Origin of the sequence: Rhizobacter sp. (assembly GCF_046595475.1) — a bacterium.
GTDB lineage: Bacteria > Pseudomonadota > Gammaproteobacteria > Burkholderiales > Burkholderiaceae_C > Rhizobacter.
Window position 1 is genome coordinate 41,093 of the sequence record NZ_JBKJOQ010000113.1, and the last position, 15,770, is coordinate 56,862.

Annotated in this window: 9 protein-coding genes and 1 pseudogene; 7 read left to right on the plus strand and 3 right to left on the minus strand. The window is 63.0% G+C overall.

What is annotated here, in order from left to right:
* The first annotated feature begins 258 nt into the window (after nucleotides 1-258).
* From AC30QB_RS20720 to AC30QB_RS20740, 5 genes are read left to right on the plus strand one after another with little or no spacing between them, the layout of a single operon-like run.
* Nucleotides 259-2,763, plus strand: a complete 2,505-nt coding sequence (locus AC30QB_RS20720) for a type I restriction-modification system subunit M (RefSeq protein WP_489548166.1) — start codon at nucleotides 259-261, stop codon at nucleotides 2,761-2,763.
* Complete coding sequence (locus tag AC30QB_RS20725) at nucleotides 2,756-4,006, plus strand: restriction endonuclease subunit S (RefSeq protein WP_489548167.1); 1,251 nt, start codon at nucleotides 2,756-2,758, stop codon at nucleotides 4,004-4,006. The genes AC30QB_RS20720 and AC30QB_RS20725 overlap by 8 nt, the downstream gene beginning before the upstream one ends.
* Nucleotides 4,003-5,067, plus strand: a complete 1,065-nt coding sequence (locus tag AC30QB_RS20730) for a PDDEXK nuclease domain-containing protein (RefSeq protein WP_489548168.1) — start codon at nucleotides 4,003-4,005, stop codon at nucleotides 5,065-5,067. The genes AC30QB_RS20725 and AC30QB_RS20730 overlap by 4 nt, the downstream gene beginning before the upstream one ends.
* Nucleotides 5,067-8,414 carry a type I restriction endonuclease subunit R gene (locus AC30QB_RS20735; RefSeq protein ID WP_489548169.1) on the plus strand — a complete coding sequence of 1,116 codons (3,348 nt, stop codon included), beginning with the start codon at nucleotides 5,067-5,069 and terminating at the stop codon, nucleotides 8,412-8,414. Before AC30QB_RS20730 ends, AC30QB_RS20735 begins: the two co-directional genes overlap by 1 nt.
* A gap of 5 nt (nucleotides 8,415-8,419) precedes the next feature.
* Nucleotides 8,420-9,109 (plus strand): M48 family metallopeptidase, encoded by a 690-nt coding sequence (locus tag AC30QB_RS20740; protein ID WP_489548170.1) that lies wholly within the window; start codon nucleotides 8,420-8,422, stop codon nucleotides 9,107-9,109.
* 277 nt (nucleotides 9,110-9,386) lie between these two features.
* Here AC30QB_RS20740 and AC30QB_RS20745 read toward each other — a convergent pair whose 3' ends face one another.
* A complete protein-coding gene (locus AC30QB_RS20745; RefSeq protein WP_489548171.1) occupies nucleotides 9,387-9,584 on the minus strand; it encodes a hypothetical protein in 198 nt (65 codons plus the stop codon).
* Between the two features lie 31 nt (nucleotides 9,585-9,615).
* Between AC30QB_RS20745 and AC30QB_RS20750 the strand changes: the two genes are divergently transcribed.
* Nucleotides 9,616-11,496, plus strand: a complete 1,881-nt coding sequence (locus AC30QB_RS20750; protein WP_489548172.1) for an McrB family protein — start codon at nucleotides 9,616-9,618, stop codon at nucleotides 11,494-11,496.
* 15 nt (nucleotides 11,497-11,511) lie between these two features.
* Nucleotides 11,512-12,870 carry an McrC family protein gene (locus tag AC30QB_RS20755; protein WP_489548173.1) on the plus strand — a complete coding sequence of 453 codons (1,359 nt, stop codon included), beginning with the start codon at nucleotides 11,512-11,514 and terminating at the stop codon, nucleotides 12,868-12,870.
* Here AC30QB_RS20755 and AC30QB_RS20760 read toward each other — a convergent pair.
* Both AC30QB_RS20760 and trkA read right to left on the minus strand, forming a co-directional pair.
* A pseudogene (locus AC30QB_RS20760) lies at nucleotides 12,845-14,300 on the minus strand (TrkH family potassium uptake protein). The gene AC30QB_RS20755 and the pseudogene AC30QB_RS20760 sit on opposite strands and share 26 nt — an antisense overlap.
* Complete coding sequence (trkA, locus tag AC30QB_RS20765; protein WP_489548174.1) at nucleotides 14,297-15,727, minus strand: Trk system potassium transporter TrkA; 1,431 nt, start codon at nucleotides 15,725-15,727, stop codon at nucleotides 14,297-14,299. Before trkA ends, AC30QB_RS20760 begins: the two are co-directional and overlap by 4 nt.
* Between the last annotated feature and the right edge of the window lie 43 nt (nucleotides 15,728-15,770).

The window sequence follows — 15,770 nt, forward strand, 5'->3', positions numbered from 1 at the left end:
AGTGAAGTGGGCGAGGCTGCTTTCTACCCTGCCCAGCGCTTGCGCACCAGGGGTATATCGCGGCCCCATCCTTTGCTAGACTGACCCGCGTTGGCGGGGTAGCTCAGCTGGGAGACCGTCGCGTTCGCAATGCGAAGGTCGGGAGTTCGATCCTCCTCCTCTCCACCAATGCAAAGCCCATCGAGGTCCTCGATGGGCTTTCTTCTTGCGGCATCTCGACACACAGCAGGCCAGACTCGCTCCATACCTATCGCACCTATGCCACTGACCCTGCCCCAACTCGAACGCCACCTGTTCAAAGCCGCCGACATCTTGCGCGGCAAGATGGACGCCTCCGAATTCAAGGAATACATCTTCGGGATGCTGTTCCTCAAGCGCTGCTCCGACGTGTTCGACCAGCGCCGAGAAGAAGTGATTCAACTGGAGATCGGCGCAGGCAAGACACAAGCCCAAGCCAAGCTGTCTGCCGAGAACGCGCGCTGGTACAAGATAGACGGCTCCTTCTGGGTGCCCCCGCAATCGCGCTACACCTTCTTGCTGAACGACGCGCACCAGAACGTGGGCGACTTTCTCAACAAGGCGCTCACCGGCATCGAAACCGCCAACACCAAGCTGTACGACGTGCTGGAGCACATCGACTTCACGCGCAAGGTGGGCCAGAGCAAGATCCCCGACATCAAGCTGCGCCAGCTCATCACGCACTTTGGCGTGCACCGCCTGCGCGATGCAGACTTTGAGTTCCCCGACCTGCTCGGTGCCGCCTATGAATACCTGATCGGGGAGTTTGCCGACTCGGCCGGCAAGAAAGGCGGCGAGTTCTACACCCCGCGCTCGGTGGTGCGCATGATGGTGCGGCTGATCAAGCCCGAGCTCAAGCATGACATCTACGACCCCTGCTGCGGCTCGGGCGGCATGCTGATCGCCGCCAAGGAATACATCGACGAGCACGGCGAAGACGGCCGCAAAGCCAACCTCTTCGGGCAAGAGTTCAACGGCACCGTGTGGTCGATCGCCAAGATGAACATGCTGCTGCACGGCATCAGCAGCGCCGACCTCCAGAACGACGACACCCTGGCCGAGCCGCAGCACATTGAAGGCGGCGAGCTGAGGCGCTTCGACCGGGTGCTGACCAACCCGCCCTTCTCCATCAACTGGGGCACCACCGACAAGCAGGCCGACGGCAAAACACCGGCCTGGCAGCCCAAGCTAGCCGACGTGCGCTTCCCCTACGGCCAGGTGCCTCTGGGCGCCAAGAAGGCCGACCTGATGTTCTTGCAGCACATGCTGGCCGTCACCCGAGACGGCGGCATGGTCGCAACAGTCATGCCGCACGGCGTGCTGTTTCGTGGCGGTGAAGAGCGCGCCATACGCGCCGGCATCATTCAAGACGACTTGCTCGAAGCCGTGATCGGCGTGGCGCCCAACCTGTTTTACGGCACCGGCATCCCGGCCTGCATCTTGGTGCTGCGCCAGCGGGTGCAAAAAGGCGCCAAGCGTGTGAGCGGCAAGCCCGCCAAACGCCAGGGTAAGGTGCTGTTCATCAACGCCGATCGCGAGTTCTTCGAGGGCCGCGCGCAAAACCACCTGCTGCCCGAGCACATGGAAAAGATCTCGACCACCTTCGACGAGTTTCGCGCCATCAACAGCTTCTCGGCCATCGTGGACAACGCCACGCTCAAGGCCAACGACTACAACCTCAACATCCGCCGCTACGCTGACAACGCGCCCCCGCCCGAGCCTCACGATGTGCGCGCGCATCTGGTCGGAGGCATCCCCAAGGCCGAGGTGCAGGCCCAGGCCGCACTGTTCAACGCTCACGGCCTGAACCCGATGGATCTGCTGGTTGAAAAAGACGCCAAGTACTTCGATTTCGGGCCGGCCCTCAACACACGGCAGGCCCTCAAGCCCGCCATCGAAACCAACCCTGGCCTGCTCGCCAAAGAAGCCTCTATTCGCAACGCCTTCGAGGCGTGGTGGGCAGCGCACAGCGCTCGCATCACTGCGCTGGCCGGGCAAATGCAGGCGGGCCAAGACGGCGCCACCGGCTTGGTGGCGCTGCGCACCGATCTGCTGGCCAGCTTCAGCCAGAGCCTGGAGGCCATTGGCCTGCTCGACCCCTTTCAGGTGCGTGGCATCGTGGCCGGCTTCTGGTACCAGACCAAGTACGAGTTCCTGACCCTCATGGCGCGCGGCGCCAAGGGCGTGGCCGACGCCTGGCGCACCAGCATCGTCACCGCACTCGAAGACAAAGCCAGCAAAGAGAGCCCACTGGAGCACAAGCTGGTCAAGTTTTTGATGAGCGACTTTGTCGAAGCCATCACCGAGCTAGAAGCCAAGAAGGCCGAGCTAGACAGCCAGATCAAGGCGGCTGACCCGAAGTCAAGCCCTGAAGAAGGAGACGCTGCGGGCGAAGAAGCCGACGAAGAAAACACCGTTGACGAAGCCCAGCTCAAAGCCTGGAAGACGGAGCTCACCGCCACCAAGAAGCAGCTCAAGGCCCGGCACGACAGCTTCAAGCAACACATCAACGCCGCCGTCGAAGGGCTCACGCCCGAGAGCGCTGCCGAGCTGCTGCTGACGATTCTGCACAACGACATGAGCGCCATCGTCGAGCGCTACATGGCCGCGCAGCGCAAGCAGGTGGTGGCCGCGTTCGAGAACTGGTGGAGCAAGTACCGGGTGACCTTGACCGAGATCGAGGTCAAGCGGGATGCGGCGGCGCTGGCGCTGCGGGGGTTCTTGAAGGGGTTGCGGTATGTCTGATGCCACCGCGCCCCGTTCAATTGGCCCAAACATCAAGGTCTTGTCAGGATTTGCGTTTTCATCGACTGGCTTCAATCAGCTTGAAGGAATGCCGCTGATCCGAATTCGAGATCTGGCAGGCGCAACGACCGAGGTGCGCTTCAGAGGCTCGTTTGACCCCGCATATCTGATCAACACCGGGGACATCCTGATCGGGATGGACGGCGACTTTGAGGTGCATCGTTGGAGCGGTAGCGACGCACTATTGAATCAGCGTGTTTGCAAGATCGAAGCTGCAACGCATGAAGTTGATTCTGGGTTCCTGTATTGGTACCTGAAGCCGCAGGTCGCTGCGATTCACCGACGCACACCACAAACCACGGTGCGCCATCTCTCAACAAAAGATCTGTACGTCATTCCGATGCCGTCTATCGGTGCGAAAGAGCAAGCATCGGTCGGGCGAATCCTCGACACCCTCGACACCGCCATCCACGAAACCGAGGCGGTCATCGCCAAGCTCAAGGCCGTCAAGCAGGGCCTGCTGCACGACCTGCTGACGCGCGGCATCGACACCCACGGCGAACTGCGCCCGCCCCAGGCCGAGGCGCCGCATCTCTACAAGCAGTCGCCGCTGGGGTGGATTCCGAAGGAGTGGGAGGACACGAACCTTGGCGCCGTAACCAAATGGGCGAGCGGAGGCACCCCGAGCAGAGCGGTTCCAAGCAATTGGGTGGGGCCTGTTCCGCTGTTGACGCCAAAAGACATGAAGGTTTTTGAGATCAGCGATACGTCTGAGTACATGAGTGTGAAGGCAGCCCAAACCGGATCTCGGGAGATGCCCGCAGGAACGGTCTTTATCGTGGTGCGAGGCATGATCCTGGCCCACTCGTTTCCCGTTGTTCTCTGCAGCCAGCCTATGGCATTCAATCAAGATATCAAGGCAGTGACAGGAGGCCCATTGCTAAGCGGTCGGTTCTTAGCGCATTGGTTCGTCGCGAATTCAAACCGCTTCCTACGCAAGGTAACTGAAGCCACCCACGGGACGAAGAAGCTAGATATGGGCGCCTTGGTCGGTATGCCGATCGGTGTGCCTTCGCTTACGGAGCAACACGCGATCATTGAGCGGCAGGCAGCGATAGATCATCGGTCCGAGGACGAATCCTTCTATCTCGCGCAGTTGAGAGCGTTGAAATCCGGCCTCATAGACGACCTCCTCACCGGCCGCGTCCGCGTCACCCCCTTGCTGGAATCTGCCGCCGCATGACCACTCAGCGCCCAGCCTCCCTCACCCCCGCCCCCAGCGGTTACGCCGATTGGCTGGCCGAGCTGAAGGCGCGCATCCACAGCACCCAGCAGAGCGCCACGCTGGCGCTGAACCGCGAGCTGGTGCTGCTGTACTGGCAGATCGGGCGAGACATCTTGGAGCGCCAAGGCCGCGAAGGCTGGGGCACCAAGGTGGTAGACCGGCTGGCACATGACCTGCGGGTGGCCTTCCCGGCGATGAAGGGCTTCTCGCCGCGCAACCTGAAATACATGCGGGCTTTTGCCCTGGCCTGGCCGGAAGCTGAATTTGTGCAGCAGGCTGCTGCACGATTGCCCTGGTTCCACCTGTGCACCTTGATCGACAAGCTCAAGACCCGCGAGGCCCGTGATTGGTACCTGGCCCGCGCAGCCGAACACAACTGGTCGCGCAATGTGCTCGAGATGCAGATCGAATCGAATCTGCAAGGCCGCACCGGGCAGGCGGTGACCAACTTTGAGCAGCAACTGCCGCAACCCAACTCGGATCTGGCGCGAGAGTCGCTGAAAGACCCCTATCGTTTTGATTTTCTCGGCTTGGCAGATGACGCTCAAGAGCGCGCGGTCGAAGACGCGCTGGTGCAGCACGTGACGCAGTTCTTGCTAGAGCTGGGCGCTGGCTTCGCCTTTGTGGGCCGCCAGGTGCTGCTCGACGTGGGCGGCGACGAGTTCTTCATTGATCTGCTGTTCTATCACCTGAAGCTGCGCTGCTATGTGGTGATCGAGCTCAAAGGCGGCAAGTTCAAACCCGAGCACCTGGGGCAGCTGGGCTTCTACCTGACTGCTGTAGACAAGCAGCTGAAAAACGAACACGACGGCCCCACCATCGGCCTGCTGCTGTGCAAGAGCAAGAACAAGGTGGTGGCCGAATACGCGCTGGGCGACAAAACCCAGCCCATGGGCATTGCCGAATACAAGCTGCTCGAATCGCTGCCGGCCAAGCTGCAAACCAGCCTGCCCAGCATCGCGCAGATCGAGCAAGAGCTGGCAAACGGGGCGGGCGCCTCTGAAGAGGGAGAAGGCTGATGGGTTGGGAGCTGGATGACGTTGAACGGCCCTTCGTCACCCAGCTGCAAGCGCTGGGCTGGCACTACCTAGACGGCAGCACGGCAGGCGGCCTAGACACCCCCGCCGCCACCGGCCGCACGGGCTTTGCCGAAGTCATACAAGAAGGTGTGCTGCGCGAGCGCCTGAGCGCGCTCAACCCCGGCCCCAACGGCCAGGCCTGGCTAGACGATGCCCGCCTGTCTGAGGCCGTGGCCGCCATCACGCGGCTGGGCACGCACAAGCTGATGGAGGCCAATGAGAAAGCCACGGCCCTCTTGGTGCGCGGCCTCACCGTTGATGGCCTGCCGGGCTGGGATGGCGGGCGCGGCCAGACGCTGCGCTACATCGACTGGGAGACACCGGCCAACAACCGCTACACCGTGGTGAGCCAGTACCGGGTGGATTGCCCGCCGGGCTTCAACTCGGGCAAGGCTTTCATCGTGCCCGACCTGGTGCTGCTGGTGAACGGCCTGCCGCTGGTGGTGGTGGAGTGCAAAAGCCCCTCGGTGCCCGAGCCGCTGGCCGCGGCTGTAGACCAACTGCGCCGCTACAGCAACCAGCGCAAGGCCGCCTTTGAGGTGGCCGACAACGAAGGCAACGAGGCCCTGTTTGCCACCAACCAACTGCTGGTGGCCACCAGCTTCGATGAAGCGCGGGTGGGCTGTGTGGGGGCGGCCTTTGAGCACTACGCGCAGTGGAAAACGCTGGCCGGCCCAGAGGGCACGGGCAGCGAGATCGAGGTGGCGCAGGCGCTGGGCAAGGCCACGCTCTCGGAACAAGAGCGCCTGATTGCGGGGCTGCTCACGCCGGCGCATTTGCTCGACGTGGTGAAGAACTTCATGCTCTTCATGCAAACGGGCGGCCAGACCATCAAAACGGTGTGCCGCTACCAGCAGTACCGGGCGGTGAACGCGGCCATCCGGCGCTTGAAGACAGGCCACACGCGCTTGCAGCATGGCGAGCACGACCAGCGCGGCGGCATCATCTGGCACACCCAGGGCTCGGGCAAGAGCCTGACGATGGTGTTTCTGGTGCGCAAAATGCGCGCTGATGCCCAGCTGCGGCGCTTCAAGGTGATCGTCGTCACCGACCGCAAAGACCTGCAACGCCAGCTCTCCGTGACCGCCACGCTCACCGGCGAGGTGGTGGAGGTAGCAGACAGCACGCTGGGCGTGAAAGCCTTGGCGCGGCGCAAGGGGCCGGGGCTGATCTTCGCCACCATCCAGAAATACCGTGATGCCGATACCGCGGGCGATGCCCCGCTGACGGCCGATGACCTGCCTGCATCGGCTCCGGCGGGGGTTGAAGAGCCTAAGGCCGCTTACAAGGCGGCCGATGAAAAGTTTGAGGTGCTGAACGAAGACGACAGCATCTTGGTGCTCGTAGACGAGGCGCACCGCAGCCACACCAAAGACTCGCACGCCGCGCTGATGGCGGGCATGCCCAATGCGGCCAAGATCGGCTTCACGGGCACGCCGATCCTCATGGGCGACAAGAAGCGCACGCATGAGATCTTTGGCGAGTTCATTGACCGCTACACCATCCGGCAATCAGAGGCCGATGGCGCCACGGTGCCGGTGCTGTACGAGGGACGCACGGCCCACGGGGCCATCAAAGACGGTGCCAGCCTCGACGCGCTGTTTGAAGACCTGTTCCGCCAGCACTCGCCCGAAGAGCTGGAGGCGATCAAGCAAAAGTACGCCACCAAGGGCCACATTTTTGATGCGCCCGCGCTGATAGCCGACAAGGCGCGCGACATGCTGCGCCACTACGTCACGCACATCTTGCCCAATGGCTACAAGGCGCAGGTGGTGGCCTACAGCCGTTTGGCGGCCATACGCTACTTCGACGCGCTGCGAGTGGCCCGTGATGAGTTGCTGACCGAGGCGCAAGCCCTGCCTGCACAAGACAAGGCGCTGGACGACGAGGCCCTGTGCCAGCGGCACCCACAGGTGCAGGCAGTGGTGCAAGCCTGGCGCTACCGCGAGCTGCTGGCGCGCCTTGAGTTCGCGCCCATCATCTCGGGCAGCAACAACGACGACCCGGCCTGGAAACCTTGGACCGACAGCGCGGCGCAAGAGCAGCTGATCAAGCGCTTCAAGAAGCCCTTGTTTCATGCGAAGCCCGAGAAGGCCGACCCGCTGGCGTTTCTGGTCGTGAAATCAATGCTGCTGACCGGCTTCGATGCACCCATCGAAGGTGTGATGTACCTCGACCGGCCGATCCGCGAGGCCGAACTGCTGCAGGCCATTGCGCGGGTCAACCGCACCGGCTTCGGCAAGCGGTGCGGCATCGTGGTCGATTACTACGGCGTGGCGCATCACTTGCAAGAAGCACTCGCGGCCTACGCCGACGAAGACGTGCAAGGCGCGCTGGCCAGCCTGAAGGATGAAGTGCCGGTGCTGCGCGACCGGCACCTGCGCGTGGTGGATTTGTTCCGCCGGCAGGGCATTGAATCGCTGGACGACACGGAAGCCTGTGTCGGGCTGCTCGCCAGCGAGAAGCTGCGTGCCGAATTTGCCGTGAAGTTGAAGGCCTTCTTGGCCTCGCTGGACACCGTGCTGCCACGCGCCGAGGGGCTGCCCTACTCTGCCGACGCGAAGCGCCTGGCCTACCTCTACGCCCGGGCACGCAACCGCTACAAAGACACGCCGGTGCTGGGCAAGGATGTGGGCGCCAAGGTGCGCAAGCTGATCGACGACCACGTGATCTCGCTGGGCATCGACCCCAAGGTGGCGCCGATCCAGCTGACCGACACCGAGTTTGAAACCCATCTCGCCCGCAGCGTGAACGACCGGGCCAAGGCTTCGGAGATGGAGCACGCCATACGCTCCCACATCCGCCAGCACACGGATGAAGACCCTGTTCTGTACCGCAAGCTCTCGGAGCGGCTGCGCGAGATCCTCCAGTCGCTGGGCGAGCAGTGGGGCGAGATCTGCAAGCAGCTGCGTGGCTTGGCCGGCGAGATGCTGGCAGGCCAGGCGGCCGATGAGGCTTTGCCCGATGACCTGCCTGAACACTGCGCGCCGTTTCTACGCACCGTGCTCGATGTGGTGAGCGCCGGGCAAACGCCAACGCCTGCCGAGTTGCTGCGCCTGAAAGACGTGACGCTAGAGCTGGTGGCCTTGCTGGTGCAAGAGCTGCAAAGCAACCGCAGCATCTGGAGCCCCCACAAGCGCGCGGCACAAGATGAACTCAACGGGCAGTTGTTTGACCACCTGATGCGCCTGCGCCCGCCGCTGGTAGATGCCGACACGGCCGGCGCGCTGGCCGACAAACTGATCGAGCAGGCGCGCGCCAGCCACGACAAGCTGGTGCAGGTGTGACAGCCATGCTGGCGGTAGACGAGCTGCAGTTGAGCGTGCGCCGCAGCCCGCGGCGCCGCACGATGCAGATCACGGTGGAGCGCTCGGGCGAGCTGGTGTTGTCGGTGCCGCCCGAGGCGGGCGAAGCGCAGCTGCGGGCCTTCGTGCAAGCGAAGCGCTTCTGGATCTACACCAAGCTGGCCGAGAAAGACAGGCTGCAGCGCAAGGTGCTGCGCAAGGAGTTTGTGGGTGGCGAGGGTTTTCTGTACCTGGGGCGCAGCCACCGGCTGAAGTTGGTGGATGAGCAAGATGCGCCGCTCAAGCTCGCGAATGGCCGCTTTGCCTTGCGCCACGACGGCGTGGCCGCAGCACGCGAGCATTTCATCCGCTGGTACAGCGAGCGGGCGCGTGTGTGGTTCTCTGGCCGCGTGGCCGAGTACGAATCGCGCATGGAGGTGCGGCCTGCTGGCGTGAAAGTACAAGACCTGGGCTACCGCTGGGGGTCTTGTGGCAAGGGCGACTGGCTGTACTTCCACTGGAAGGCGGTACTGCTGCCCGCGCGCATTGCCGAGTACGTGGTGGTGCACGAGATGGCCCACTTGCACGAGCCGCACCACACCCCGGCGTTTTGGCTGCGGGTGGAGCGCGCCATGCCTGACTTTGCGCAACGCAAGGCGTGGCTGGCCGAGCACGGCATGGATGTCGAAGGGATCTGAGAGCAATGGCTGACTACTTTTCAAGTGACCACTTCAAGCTGCTCAATAAGTGGAAGGGTCAGAAGCGCGATGAATCCAACCCGGAACAGAACCGCGCGTACGACGATCTGAAGAAGGCTTACGAGGCAACTGAGGCGTGGGCGGGCGAAGTCAAGGCGAGGCTGTTCCCGACCGGCACGGTGAAGATTCGCAAGCGACCGACAAGCCAAGCCAACGCGTTTTTGCCCTACAACTGGGCACGTATCTACCCATCGGCCGAATCGCCCGAAGAACTGGCCTACACGGTGGGCATCGACGCCGAGGCGGGCTTCGTCGTCAAGATCGACACGGTGCAGGCTGACCCGGCGCTGCGGGCCAGGTACGAGGCAGTGCGCGGGGGCGCCAACAACCAGTCGCCCATCGTTGCCATCCTTCCAACGGCCGAGGGGTTGACCAAGTCATTCGCCGAGTTGGTGGCGTGGAGCGTGGAGGCCATTCGCCACTTCACGCTGCGCTACGACGACGTGGTGGCGCAGCTCAAGCTGGGCAAGATCTTGAGCGACGAAGACCTGCTCAGGCATTTCGATGGCAAGCCTGCGTTCAAGACGTTCAGGGCCGCGTGGTCGCCGCAAGACAACGCGGTGTTCTGCCGCCTGGCGCGGGCCGTTCACGCCGCCGGGCTCGATTGGTGGCACATGGGCAAAAGTATTCAGGTTCGCTTTGGGCGCAAGAACCCCGGCAGCGAGCGAGCGGTGGGTGTGCTCGGTGTCATCCGCGGCACGCGCACGCGCAAGATCACCTGGGCTCGTGCCGTGGGCGCTGTGCCCCAGTTGAATCGGGAGCCACTGACGAACGATCTGGTAGCGCAAATTGAATCGGCACTGGCCGCAGAGCGGGATTCCCTGGACGACTGGCTGACGCTCGACACCCCGCGATCGGGTTTGTGGCCGGATGAGTTGCGGGATGACCCGGTTGAACCCGGAGACGATGCCGACGACGACAACGAGGAACCCATGGATTCAGATTCGGTGAAGCAACCAATCAATCGCATTTATTACGGACCACCCGGCACAGGGAAGACCTACGAGTTGTCGAAGCTGCTCAAGCGCGAGTACGAGCAAGCGATGACCTCGGTCTCTGACGCGGAATGGCGCGAACAGCTGATCGCCACCCGCATTGCCAACCTGACTTGGTGGGAAGGTGCCGCCGCCGCGCTTCATGACCTGGGCGGAAGGGCCAAGGTCACACAGCTCTACGAGCATCCGTTCATCCAGGCGATCTCTGCGACAAAGGGACGCACACAGAACGTGAAGCAAACACTTTGGGGGACTTTGCAGCATCACGCCGTGGAGGACTCAAGCACCGTCAACATCAAGCTTCGGCTGGCACCGGCTGTGTTCGACAAAACGGCCGATTCGGTTTGGCACTTCGCTGGTGACTGGAAAGAATCCTGCGCAGACTTGATCGACACAGCGGCAGCGTATCGAGCGGGCGCTCCCGCTTCAGGAACCGTGAGCCGCTACAGCTTTGTCACCTTCCACCAGTCGTATGGCTACGAGGAGCTTGTTGAAGGTCTGCGCCCTGTCCTCGGAGGTGACACCGAATCCGGTGACATCCAGTACGAGATCCGCTCGGGTGTGTTCAAGGATCTGTGCCGCAGGGCGCGCCTGGCGCCGGATCAGCGCTTTGCGATGGTGATCGACGAGATCAACCGCGGCAACATCAGCAAGATCTTCGGCGAGCTGATCACCTTGATCGAGGCCGACAAGCGCGAAGGGGCAGAGAACGCGGTGTCTGTGATGCTGCCGTATTCGGGCGAGCCTTTTTCGGTGCCGGCCAACATCGACATCATCGGCACCATGAACACCGCAGACCGGTCTCTGGCGCTGCTCGATACCGCGCTGCGCCGGCGTTTCGAGTTTGTGCCGGTGATGCCCGATGCGCGCAACGAAGCGGGCGCCCCGCTCTCCGGCCTGCGCATCACGCTGGGCGAACAGGTGGTGGACATCCCCCGCTTGCTGAGTGCCATCAACCAGCGTGTGGAAGCGCTCTACGACCGTGACCATTGCATCGGCCACGCCTACTTCACCGCCTTGGCAAAGGTGCCCGACGGTGACGAGCGCATGGTGGCGCTGCAACAGGTATTCAGCACCCGCATCCTGCCCTTGCTGGAGGAATACTTTTTCGAGGACTGGCAGAAGATCCGTCTCGTGCTGGCGGACAACCAGAAGCCTGAAGCAGCGCAGTTCGTCGTCGAAAGCCAGGATCACGAGAATGATCTGGCGCGCCTGTTCGGCAGCGGCCACGGTCTGGACACCTATGCCACCCAGCGCCGCTACGCTGTTCAAGAGGCGGCGTTCTCCAACCCGGATGCCTACATCGGCATCTACCAAACGCTGCCAGCCTGATCGGCAGCGCGGCCCATGAGCGGCATCACGGTCTACGAGTTCGACGCGCTGGCGGCAGCGGGGTCGGGTTTCGTGAGCGCAGAGGGCTTGCACGCCATCCCTGAGCACGTTTGTGCGTGGCTGGAGACTCAGTGCCTAAGGGCGAGCGAGCAAGGTGATGCCGCGTGGCTGCGCCTCGCCCAGCGCCGTGGGCGCCGTGTGGTGCAAGTCACCAGCTATGTAGGCGTGATCCGTGCGCCAGACGGATACCAGATCGAGGTGCTGCCCAAGATCGGCAAACGACAAAGCGGCGGTGCGGTCGAGGCGCGAGAGCTTCTGATCGAGATGCTTTGCTGCCTTCAGGGCTTTCGACACGTTCAGACCGAAAGCGCCAAGCTTTCAGCGGCGCGCATGCCTTTGCTGGAGGTGTTTGTTGCGGAGTTCTTGCGCACCGTTGAGCACATCGTCAAACGCGGGCTGCGCAGCGACTACACCCAAAAGCAAGACAACCTGTTTGCCCTGCGAGGCAAGCTTCTGGTGGCGCCTCACCTGCGGCAAAACCTCTTTCGGGCAGACCGATTTTTCACCGAGCACGACGAGTTTTCGATTGATCGACCGGAGAACCGCTTGCTTCGTGCCGCGCTGCGGCGCGTCTTGATCTTGTCAGCCTCACAGGCCAATCAGCAACTGGCGCGCGAGCTGAACTTCGTGTTCGCCGACGTCCCTGTTTCCAGACAAGCCCGGATCGACTTCCAGCGCGTGAGGCTGGACCGAGGCATGGGCCACTACGGCGATGTCTTGGCGTGGGCGAAGTTGATCCTGAGCGATGAATCACCCCTGACGGGCATGGGCAGCCACGCCGCACCGTCGCTGCTGTTCCCCATGGAGGCGGTGTTCGAGGCATTCGTCGCCAAACATCTGGCCAAACAACTGGCACAGCCGCTGATGCTGAAGACCCAGGCCCGCAGCCATCACCTGGTTCGCCACCGCGAACAGAATTGGTTTCGCTTGAAGCCAGATCTGCTAGTTCGAGATGCCGAGCGAGATGTTCTGGTGCTTGACACCAAATGGAAGCTGCTGGATGGGCTCAAATCGAATGGCACAGACAAGTACGGTCTATCGCAAGACGATTTTTACCAGCTGCAAGCCTACGGACAAGGCTACCTGGACGGCAAGGGGGACGTGATTTTGATCTACCCGAAGACAGCCGCATTCAATGAGCCCCTCTCGGTATTCGAGTTTCCAAAGTCGGACGGCCTACGTTTGTGGGCCTTGCCGTTTTGCCTGCAATCGCGGTCGCTTTCAGTGCCAGCCGAATCGCCCCTGGCGGAGAAGTTCACGCGCACTGAAGCGCCCAAACCGCCGCCGCCTACCGCCGCCAAAACTGCGGTGTGAACAGCACCAAAATCGACAACAACTCAAGCCGCCCCAGCAGCATCGCCGCCGTGCAGACCCAGGTCTGAAAGTCGCTCAAACCCTGGAAGTTGCCAGCCGGGCCTACACCGCCGAGCCCTGGGCCGATGTTGTTCAGGCAAGCCAAGAGCGCGGTGAATGCCGTCACCGGGTCTAGCCCGCTGAACAGCAGCAGCATGGTGAGCCCCACCAGCGCAGCGCCGTACATCATCATGAAGGCGATGACGCTCTGCATGACGCGCGGTGGCACGACCGCGCCAGACATCACGACCGGGTTGACCACGCTCGGGTGCAAGATGCGCACCATCTCGCGCCGCGACTGCTTCAGCAGCAAAAGCATTCTGACCATCTTGATGCCGCCCCCGGTAGAGCCCGCACAGGTGGCAAAGCAGCCCACCAGCAACATGACCCACGGTGCAAACACCGGCCACTGCGCATAGTCGGTGGTGGCAAAGCCTGTCGTGGTGGCGAGTGACACCACGTGGAAGGCCGCCTTGCGCAACGCGGTGGGGAAGTATGGGTACACGCCGTTGACCTGCAGGTAGACGGCCACGACCAGCACCGTGGCCAAGACGGTCAGCACATAGCCACGCAGCTCGATGTTCTTCCACAGCACCGCCGTCGAACGACGGCGCAGGGCCACGAAGTAGATCGCCCAGCTGGCCCCGGCCACCATCATGAAGACGATTGCGATCGCCTCGATCAAGGGCGAATCCCAGTGCGCGAAGTTGGCGTCGTAGGGCGAGAAGCCGCCCGCGCTGAGCGTGGTGCACATGTGCATGAAGGCGTCGTCCCAGCTCATGCCCGCAGCGCGGTAAGCCAGAAAGCACAGCAGCGCCGCGCCGAAATACACGCCCCACAACCCGCGCGCCGTGTCGGCAATGCGCGGCGTCAGCTTGGTGTCTTTCATCGGCCCGGCAGATTCGGCGTTGAACAGCTGCGTGCCGCCCACGCCCAGCAGCGGCAACACGGCCACGGCCAGCACGATGATGCCCAGCCCCCATGAAAGACATGAAGCAGCGCCATACGTTGATCGACACCGGCAGCGCGTCAAGCCCGCTCAGCACGGTGGCGCCTGTGGTGGTGAAGCCCGACATGGCCTCGAAGTAGGCATCGGTGAACGACAGGTCGGGAATGGCCAGCCACAGCGGCAACGAGCCTATGCCGGGCAGCATCACCCAGGTCAACGCCACCAGCAGAAAGCCGTCGCGCAGCTGCAATTCATGGCGAAAACGCCGCATCGCGAGGCTCATGACCAGCCCCAGCACCACACTGAATGCAATGGCCTCCGCAAAGGCCGTCTGCGCCGAGTCGTGGTGCCAGGCCGCGAAGGCCAGCGGCACGCCCATCAGCAAGGAAAACAGCACCACCAGGCGCCCGACGAGCGCAATGACCGCCAACTGGCCGTTCATTCGAAGAAGCTCACACTGACTTGAAACAGCTTTTCCACCTGCCGCACCATGCGCTTGCGTGGCACGAACACGATCACGTGGTCGTTGGCGTGGATCACGGTGTCGTGGTGCGGAATGATCACGTCCTTGCGCACCTTGTCGGCAACCTCACCGACCACATCGCGCACGATGGCACCGATCTGCACACCCGCGGGCAGCGGCAGCTCTTCGATGCGCCGGCCGACCACACGCGAGCTTCGTCTGTCGCCGCGCGCCACGGCCTCCAGCACCTCGGCCACGCCACGGCGAAGGCTGTGAACAGCGGCCACGTCGCCGCGGCGCACGTGCGCGAGCAGCTCACCAATCACGGCCTGCGAAGGCGAAATGGCGATGTCAATCTGGGTGCCCTGCCCTTGCACCAGGTCAGCATAGGCGCGCCGGTTGATGAGTGCCAGCACGCGCCGGGCGCCCATGCGCTTGGCCAACAGGCAAGCCATGATGTTGTCTTCGTCGTCGCTGGTCAGGGCGAGGAAGAGGTCGGTCTCGCGAACGTTCTCGTCTTCGAGCAGCTCTTCGTTGGTGGTGTCGCCGTGCAATATCAAGGTGTGGCTCGGCAATTGCGTTGACAGGTACTCGCAGCGCGCCGTGTCGGCCTCGATGATCTTGACTTCGCACTCCTGTGCGATGCGGCGCGCCAGGCGCAACCCAACCCGACCGCCGCCGGCAATCATCACCCGCCGCACGGGCGCGTCGCGCTTGCTGAGGGCGTCTAGAACCTGTCGGATGTGCTCGTTGGCGGCCAGCACGAACACTTCGTCACCGGCTTCGATGCGGGTGCTGCCTTCGCAGACCACCGCGCTGTCGGTGCCCATCAAGGTGTTGCGGTAGATGGCGACGATGCGAATCGGCAAGCCGGGCACGAGTTGCGGCAGGTCAGAGATCGAGTTGCCCACCAGCGCACCGCCCCCCACCGCGCGCAGCGCGATCAGGCTCACCCGCTGCTGCGAGAACTCCAGCACCTGCAGGGCCTCGGGATAGACGATGAGCTTGCGGATATAGGTGGTCAGGCTCTCTTCGGGGCAGATGACTTCGTCGACTGCAAAACCCTGACGCGTCATCAAGGCGCCGCCGTTGGCGAACTCGGGGCTGCGCACACGCGCAATGCGCGTCTGGATGTTGAACATCTCGTACGCGATCTTGAAGGCCACCAGGTTGGTTTCGTCCAGCGCGGCGCAGGCGATGAGCATGTCGGCATCGTCTGCGCCGGCTTCTTTGAGCACCGAGGGCTCGATGCCGTTGCCAACCACGCCGCGCAGGTCCAGGCGGTCTTGCAGCGCTGCCAGGCGGCGCGGGTCGGTGTCGATCACGGTGATGTCGTTCTTCTCGGAGGCGAGGTTTTCAGCCACGCTTTCTCCAACGCGTCCTGCACCAAGAATGATGATGTTCATGTGGGGGAGCTTTCCTGGTGGGGCTCGTTCAGGTGAGTGCGGG

Bases quoted from the DNA above. Each gene is read 5' to 3' on its own strand.
- AC30QB_RS20720 (WP_489548166.1), top strand. From the start codon at position 259: ATGCCACTGACCCTGCCCCAACTCGAACGCCACCTGTTCAAAGCCGCC.
- AC30QB_RS20725 (WP_489548167.1), top strand. From the start codon at position 2,756: ATGTCTGATGCCACCGCGCCCCGTTCAATTGGCCCAAACATCAAGGTC.
- AC30QB_RS20730 (WP_489548168.1), top strand. From the start codon at position 4,003: ATGACCACTCAGCGCCCAGCCTCCCTCACCCCCGCCCCCAGCGGTTAC.
- AC30QB_RS20735 (WP_489548169.1), top strand. From the start codon at position 5,067: ATGGGTTGGGAGCTGGATGACGTTGAACGGCCCTTCGTCACCCAGCTG.
- AC30QB_RS20740 (WP_489548170.1), top strand. From the start codon at position 8,420: ATGCTGGCGGTAGACGAGCTGCAGTTGAGCGTGCGCCGCAGCCCGCGG.
- AC30QB_RS20745 (WP_489548171.1), bottom strand. From the start codon at position 9,584: ATGGCCTCCACGCTCCACGCCACCAACTCGGCGAATGACTTGGTCAAC.
- AC30QB_RS20755 (WP_489548173.1), top strand. From the start codon at position 11,512: ATGAGCGGCATCACGGTCTACGAGTTCGACGCGCTGGCGGCAGCGGGG.
- trkA (WP_489548174.1), bottom strand. From the start codon at position 15,727: ATGAACATCATCATTCTTGGTGCAGGACGCGTTGGAGAAAGCGTGGCT.